Source organism: Candidatus Stygibacter australis, from assembly GCA_030765845.1.
Lineage (GTDB): Bacteria > Cloacimonadota > Cloacimonadia > Cloacimonadales > TCS61 > Stygibacter > Stygibacter australis.
In genome coordinates, this window is the sequence record JAVCDJ010000146.1 from 21,038 (window position 1) to 28,643 (window position 7,606).

6 protein-coding genes are annotated in these 7,606 nt (G+C 34.4%); 1 reads left to right on the forward strand and 5 read right to left on the reverse strand.

Translation table 11 applies throughout. From position 1 onward, the window contains the following. The first annotated feature begins 614 nt into the window (after positions 1–614). Entirely contained in the window at positions 615–2,855 is a 2,241-nt protein-coding gene (locus tag RAO94_07295; protein MDP8322137.1) for a T9SS type A sorting domain-containing protein, read from the forward strand. Between the two features lie 559 nt (positions 2,856–3,414). Here the strand turns inward: RAO94_07295 and RAO94_07300 are convergent. From RAO94_07300 to RAO94_07320, 5 genes are all read right to left on the reverse strand, one after another. After that, the gene (locus RAO94_07300) at positions 3,415–3,705 is read right to left on the reverse strand and encodes a hypothetical protein (protein MDP8322138.1); all 291 of its coding nucleotides are present in this window, start codon (positions 3,703–3,705) and stop codon (positions 3,415–3,417) included. Next, positions 3,692–4,777: a hypothetical protein gene (locus RAO94_07305; GenBank protein MDP8322139.1), complete on the reverse strand. Its 1,086-nt coding sequence runs from the start codon at positions 4,775–4,777 to the stop codon at positions 3,692–3,694. The genes RAO94_07300 and RAO94_07305 overlap by 14 nt, the downstream gene beginning before the upstream one ends. 4 nt (positions 4,778–4,781) lie before the next feature. Further along, the gene (locus tag RAO94_07310; GenBank protein MDP8322140.1) at positions 4,782–5,093 is read right to left on the reverse strand and encodes a hypothetical protein; all 312 of its coding nucleotides are present in this window, start codon (positions 5,091–5,093) and stop codon (positions 4,782–4,784) included. 148 nt (positions 5,094–5,241) lie between these two features. Continuing rightward, complete coding sequence (locus RAO94_07315) at positions 5,242–6,684, reverse strand: hypothetical protein (GenBank protein MDP8322141.1); 1,443 nt, start codon at positions 6,682–6,684, stop codon at positions 5,242–5,244. 149 nt (positions 6,685–6,833) lie between these two features. Then, positions 6,834–7,580 (reverse strand): adenylate/guanylate cyclase domain-containing protein, encoded by a 747-nt coding sequence (locus tag RAO94_07320; protein MDP8322142.1) that lies wholly within the window; start codon positions 7,578–7,580, stop codon positions 6,834–6,836. Positions 7,581–7,606 lie beyond the last annotated feature (26 nt).

Sequence of the window (7,606 nt, forward strand, 5' to 3'; positions counted from 1 at the left end):
CTGATCTTTGCAGACTACGGGCAAAATTGAGGATAACAGAATATATCATTCCCAGACTGATAACAATTAAGTTATTACTAAATAAAACACATCTCACTAATGAACTTAGAGAAATTCAGGATTTACTAATAACAATGATTTTATACTGAAAATGCTGAATAGTAACCAGAGATTGTAACAATAAGTCAAGGATTTTGAGCGATTAGCAAATAATGGCAGGATACTCCCAAAAAAGTGTTCGGTGCTGAACGTGCAGGTGTTCGCAGGCGTACAGTATTAATTAAGAGTAAAACCCTAAGGTGCTATATATCAGTAGCTTTTGGTTTGGCACAGTTATTGCATTAAGATATAGTATAAATGGATTCCGCATGATATCCTAAAAATGGAACTTAAAGAGATTCGAAATTTGGTTTTTGAAATACAAAACCTAAGAAGAAGATTTTTTTTAGATAGTTTTAGGCTGGAAATTGGTTAAAATAGTTCTTTAGATTAAAATATGTGAATTTGAGCGTGTTCAACTATGGATAATGTTTTGTGTAATTTTTACTTATTTATTTGTTATAAGTTATGGAATATGAAGAAAGTTTAATTCTAATGAAAAAAAGGAGATTGTAATGAAAAAGCTAATTTTATTTGTATTAATTTTATGCTTTAGTCTGCTGCAGGCAGATTGGAGCGAAGACCCCGAATTTAATAATCAGATTTCAAATCTGGGTGGAGATCAAACCATTCCTAAAACAGCTCAGAATCCTGATGGCAGTTCATATATTGGCTGGTGGAGCAATAGCACCGGAAATTACAATATGCGCCTGCAATACCTTGATGCTGAGGGAAACATTGTCTGGGACGAAAATGGGATTCTGGTGAGTGATCACACGCAGATGACCTGGCTCACAGATTGGGATATGACAGTAGATCATGATGGTAATGCCATAATGGCATTTAATGATGTCCGTGAAGGGGAAGATCAGCTTGATATTTTTGGTTATAAAATTACGCCTGATGGTGAATTTGCCTGGGGTGGGAACGGCATAAACCTCTCTAATGGGGATTTTAATGTTGCACCAAAAGTTACGGTTACTGCCAATAATAACTGCATTTTTGCCTGGTCTGATGAATATCAGATAATCGCTCGCAGTATTTCTCCTGATGGTGCTGAGAACTGGGAAACTCCTATCATCATCAATGAACCAGAAACCAGTAATTGGCCCCAGCTTATGGCTGCTGATAATGATGGCAGTGAAGGCAATTTTCTGATGAAATATTTTGTGGATTCAGGACCATATTGGGCACCTGACCGCTTTGTCTATATCCAGAAGTATGCTAATAGTGGTGCTCCTGTCTGGGATGCCCCGGCAGTTGTTTCTGATGCTTCGGGTATTTCTGCCTGGAATCAGGTATTTTCCTGGGCTCCTGATGGTTCCGGGGGAGCAGTGATAGCCTGGCATGATGATCGTAATAGTGAAAATATCAGCCGGGCTTATGCACAGCATATCACCACAGACGGCACAGCAATATTTACTGATGGTATTCAGGTGGGTGATCATGGAGCTAATAATCAATATTATCCTCAGGTGATATTTCAGCCGATAGATGAGAATATTTGTGTTTACTGGGAAGAAACAGATCCTGGTCAGAATAATTCAGGTATCGTGGGACAGAAGATTAATTCAGATGGTGAATTGCTCTATGGAAATGAAGGAGTAACAATATCAAATATCCAGCCAACGGGAGGAACAATTATTGCCTTGCGTCCATTTGGTGAAGATGTAGTGGTTACATATTCAACCTATCCCTGGGGTAACTTTAACAATGAACAGATATTAGCAGAGAGAGTCAATCCAGAGGGGGATATTGTCTGGGATGAAACCCTGATAATTTCTGATATGCAAACTCAAAAAATGCACACTGACATGTCAGATATAATTTATCTGGATGGTGGCTTTATCCCTTCTGATGGCTTTGTTATCTCCTGGGGAAGTGGCAGTGATGGCATTTATGCTCAAAGATTTAATCAGGATGGAACAATTGGTACTCCTGGTCCCTTATTGCCAGCCCCGGTCAATTTGACAGCCGAAGTAGAATTATATACAATAAATCTTCAGTGGGAAATGCCTGATGACCGCTTTTTAACGGGATTTGAGCTTTATAGAAATGATGAACTTCTGGCTGAAATTGATGATGCAGGGGTCAGAGAATTCGATGACTATGTATGGGATTATATTACCTATGAATATTATCTTTTAGCAGTTTATGAAGAAGGGATCTCTGGTCCTTCCAATTCTGTATTTGTGGTAATTGTAGAATATCCATTTCAACCTGATGGACTTACTGTTGATCCCGTGAATGGACATATGGAATGGGAACAACCGATTCTTCCCCCTAGAAATCTGGAAGGCTACAATGTTTATCTGGACGATATGCAGACACCTTTGGATTACACCACAGAGCTTAGTTACCAGTTGACGGATCTGGAAGCAGGAATTACCTATACTGCTGCTGTAAGTGCTGTATATACTGATTCAGAATCAGAATTGATCAGCGTAGATTTCACTTATGAACCTGTTGGTAATAATGAAGATGAACTTTCAGGTTTATCTTTAGGAGTAGCAAATTATCCTAATCCTTTCAATCCGGAAACCAGAATTGCCTTTAATCTTTCAGAATCTACTCAGGTTACTTTGAATATCTATAACACCAGAGGGCAATTGATCGATAATCTTCTTGATATGCAATTAGCTGCTGGTGATCATAAGATAATCTGGAATGCTGAATCTCAGCCAAGTGGAATATATTATTACTCATTAAGAGCAGAAGGAAAAGTTTTCTCCGGCAGAATGGTATTATTGAAGTAAAAAAAATATTGAGTTAAGATTTTTTGGACTGGGGGCGGCAATAATTGTCGTCCTCAATCCTATTACTTAACTAAATGTAGCCAAATCATCCCTGATTTGGATTATGCGTACCCATAGCTTTTGAAAATCATCCATAGTCTTGCACGACGGATAACCAGCTCTGGATTACATTACATTAAATCACCCCTTCGTTTATTCCCCTTGGTCTGTATTATCTTTAACACATTTAATTTTACATTTTACATTATTCAGCAAATGTAAGGAAAGTGTAATGTCATAAATCACTGCAGTAAAATCAATTACAGCAAAACATTATTTTTTTGCCCTTTTTGAGATATACATACCCCTATATTTAACTTTCTTGTCCCTTCACACTTTCGCCCTTTCGCACCTTCACACCCTCAAATCCCCCCCCCTCTTGTCTCGCCGTAATCAAATGAAGGATGATCATTTTCAATTGCTATCAATTAAATTCGTAGCTTAATCTTTCCAGATTAAGCATTTATTTTTTCTCCAAACCTTCTAACAGCCTCTTCCCCATAGCAGTCAAACGGTATTTCTAAAGTTTACTTTGAGGTTTATCTGGTATTGTCATTTCTACAAAACCAGCTTCTCTGGATGGATTCAAGTAGTCTTCCCTGAAAGTTGGCTTATGCTTTATATTAAGCTTCTCAAATATTTCTTTTCTGCTTAACTCAGCTATTTCAATAGCAAGAATTAGCTTCTTTACTTGCTCTGCAATGTACTTTGCATCATGGTCGGTATCATGGTCGGTATCATGTGCGGTTTCCACATAATTACTCTTGATAAATTGAAACTGGGAAGCATTTCCCAGCTCATTTATTCTCAAAATCAATATTCAACATATTGTATCCTATCGTATCAACATTAAATTTGTTAGAAAAATAGAACATTGCATCTTCATCAATATTTAGTAGCAATTTTACTATTTGTTGCAAATGAGGGTCTATCATTTTTGATATAGATCTACCTAATATTACACCACTTGTCCCACCTACAATTGCCCCAAAGGGCGGAATGTAAGGTGCTCCTGCATAAGTCCCTAACCAAAGAAAGGCCGATTTTATACCAAATTTGGATAATAAGGATATTGTTTTAAGTATTGCAGTTTTAGATTTTAAATCTTGATTTGAAAATTCATAGATTCTATTGTTATTAACTAATTGAACGAGCAACTTGAGACCCAAAACTATTTCACCAATCCAAGGTAACCAATCTCCTAATTCATCTGGAAGGTCAATACCCCAATTCCCAATTAAAACATCTAGTTTTTCGCTTACTTCCTGAGTTAATTCACTATTGGTTATGTTAATTAGTTTTAAATTTTCTTGTAACTCAGGAAACTTAGCAATTGCCTTTTCATATAATTCTTCACTAAGTAGAAATTTTACATCAGGATTAGATTCAATTTTTTCTACTAATCTGCTTAGATAACTAGGTTGTCTAACTTTTGCTTGGAAAAATTCTACAGCTCTATCCAAATCGATTCCCTTAATATCCCAAATTGGTTGATTGGCAGAATCAGCAAGTAGAAAATCCATATCAGGATTTTCAATATTTAATTGATCCATTGCTCTAAGTTCAAAGATTTTACCTTTTAGAGTACTGATAAAACCTTTAGAACTTCTGATATTATCATTATTTAGAATATCCTTAAAATGCTGAAAAAGATTAATCTCAGAATTAGTGAAAGAATCTTTGTAAGCGTCAAAAAAATCATCAGGTACATTTCGCAACTCAAACATTTTTTCAAAAGTTTCTTCTGCAACTAGTGCTGTTTCAATTACAAAATCATCCTTTTTCATCTTATTAAAGGATGCCTCGAAATTTTTAGCTTGCTCATAGTACTTATCATCTACTTCAATTTGTTTTAAACTATTGAGTAAATCATATGATTTCATTGTATTACCTAAATATGTACGTTAATATTAACGATACTATTGATATTATTATTGCAATGTAAGAAAGATAGTTTTTTGTTAAATTTCGTAATATTATTTTTTTTCTGCTGATTTCTGATGAAGATAAATTTGAGAATTGAGTTGTAAGTTTAGAAATCATTTCATGATTTTTTAGTACTCGTGGAATCAACTCATTGTTTATTTTATCTTGTTGCTCCCAAAATTTAACTTTTTCACCAATCGACATAATTGTCTTTTTTTCTTCTTTTGAAATTTTTTGTTTTGCTACTTTCTTTTTCCTTTTTTTAAAAAGCATTTCGACTCCTTATGAATAATTAAATTTCACCTAATGTTCTGCGTGTGCGGCGGAATCAGAATGATTTCGTCGTAAGCGAACAATCCAAACCCTGAATCGGTACGATTCAGGACAAAAGCACCACAAGACCTTACAGCCGACACGCTTGTTAGGTGCTATCTTCACTATCACTAATAAGTGCCACTACTTCTTTATTAGGTATATCTGGAAAAGAGACTAATCCTATTTTATCGATTATAGCTTCTCTACATTTTTTAGCAAATTTATTATCTTTTTTACTTAAAAGGTATTTTGTAACATTAAACAAATCTATTGTACTTATTAATGCTGTTCCGCTTCGAATTGCTGCAGTTAAACACTTTTCGGTGAAGAATTCTTCTCTCTCGTCTGGCTCAATTAACCGAAATGCATTGCCGAAAAGAGCACCTTTAGCCATGTTAGTAATTTCATCTCTTTCAAAGTCCTCATGTATGTTCATTTCTAGTTGCCTGAGTTTATTAATATTTATCGCTTTTTTGTCTTTTCCTTCTACTTCACCGATTAATCGACCTTCTTGTGATTCAAATACAACATCGAATTCAGATTCAGAATTTTCGAAATGCTCAACACTGAAACCGATTATTTTTAGAGCTATATGTATCACTTTTTCTAAAGGCTTTCCATTTTCATAAAGTAATCTTTTCAAAATAGCTTCATCGGCAATTTCTTGTTCGTATTGCTCATTCTGTTTTTGTAGATTATTAATTTTAAATTTAATGTTTATTATCTTATTCCTGATTTTATCTTCTTTTGGAAGAGTATATCTGTCAAGTGTTAGCCAAACGGGTTTGGCAGATAATCTACTTAAAGTGTTAATTGCATTACTCAAAGAGCATAATGAAGACACAAACTTTTTCCCAAAAGCTACCGCCTCATCAGTCCAGTAGTCTTTTCCATCTTCTTCATTTTCATACATGTAATTTTCTCGCTCAAAATCAATATACGGTAGCAAGAATAAATTACCTCCAGCATTCTTGTATCGAATTATCCCGCCTACAATTTTTTGTCCTGTTTTTGTTTGAACTAAAGGTCTAATACCATCACCATTTAGTAAAATACGAAACTCAGATATTTCTCCCATTTCCATCCAATAAGGCGCTAACACATTGTCTTTTCCCACTAAAACCATAGAAGCACCATTTGAACTGGTAACTTGAATGCCCCCTGGAATGATATGATAGTTCGAGGCAATTGTTACAAGTCTAGTTGTTTGCCTATTCCTACCAATTCCAGAATAGCTTTTCTTACCTGTAGCGATATATACATTCTGCTCACTATTTAGCATAATGAAAATGTTTTTTCCTGCTTTAACACTTTCTAAAATTTCTCGACGCCAATATTCAATTTTTTCTTTAAGGGAAAATGAATCTGAATCGTTTAAAGATGGTTTCCCTAGATATTTATCATTTGAATATTCGTAAAAGCTAGATATAATTGGATCAATAATTGCTATATCATAATCAAGTAATGACACTTTTGATTGAATACTGACTTCTTCAATATTTGCACCAGGGATATTTACCCCTATACCAACTACATTGTTTTTAGCCATAAATACTCCTTTAAGATAATTTTATTGCACATAATGTTCTGCGTGTGCGGCGGAATCAAACAGATTCCGCCTAAAACAAACAACCCAAACCCTGAATTGGTACGATTCAGTCAAAAAAACACTAACCAAACTTACTGCCAACACGCTTATTATACATCATCCTTAATATAACCTTTCTTGTAAGCATTTACTACATGCTTGTCAATATCATCGAAATAATCACCGTAAAGCATCCAGTTAGCATTTCTATGAACTTGAATTAAATTAGTTTTTCCCATATTTTTGGGTACGAAATTATGATTTTCAATGATTTTCCATTCACTTTCATTGTTAAAGATTTTTTTTACTAAGTTTAGATTATCAGTAGCAATTCCAATTGTACCTGATTCACTATTTTTTAGGACGCATCTTGATGCTAAATTAACTGTATTTCCAACACAGGAAATACTCCAATTATTTATAGTGCCAACAACTGCCACTGCAAAAAACCCGTATGCGATACCAATTTTAGGTTCAAATGAAAAAGGATCGTTACGAATCATTTTTTCTGCAGATCTTAGCGCAGCTTCTAGCGGATTAATTTTACATTCTGAATGAGGGTAAAACACCATAATTTCATCACCTATAAATTTATCAATTAATCCACCATAAATCCTAATAGATTCAGCTTCAAACCACGAGAAAAAATGATTGGCATAAAATGCACATTCCATTGGTGTTTTTTCGCAACATAATTTACTAAAACCCGGTAAATCAGCAAATAGAATTGCTCCTTTTGTATTTATTCCCGTTAATGGAAATTGATTTGCATTTAAAAGAGATCCATCATTCATTGTCTTAATATAATTGATATTGTGTTTTAGAAAATATTCTATTAATTGATTTTGGCTATTCATATTTTTTGTTACTCATCTGTTAATTT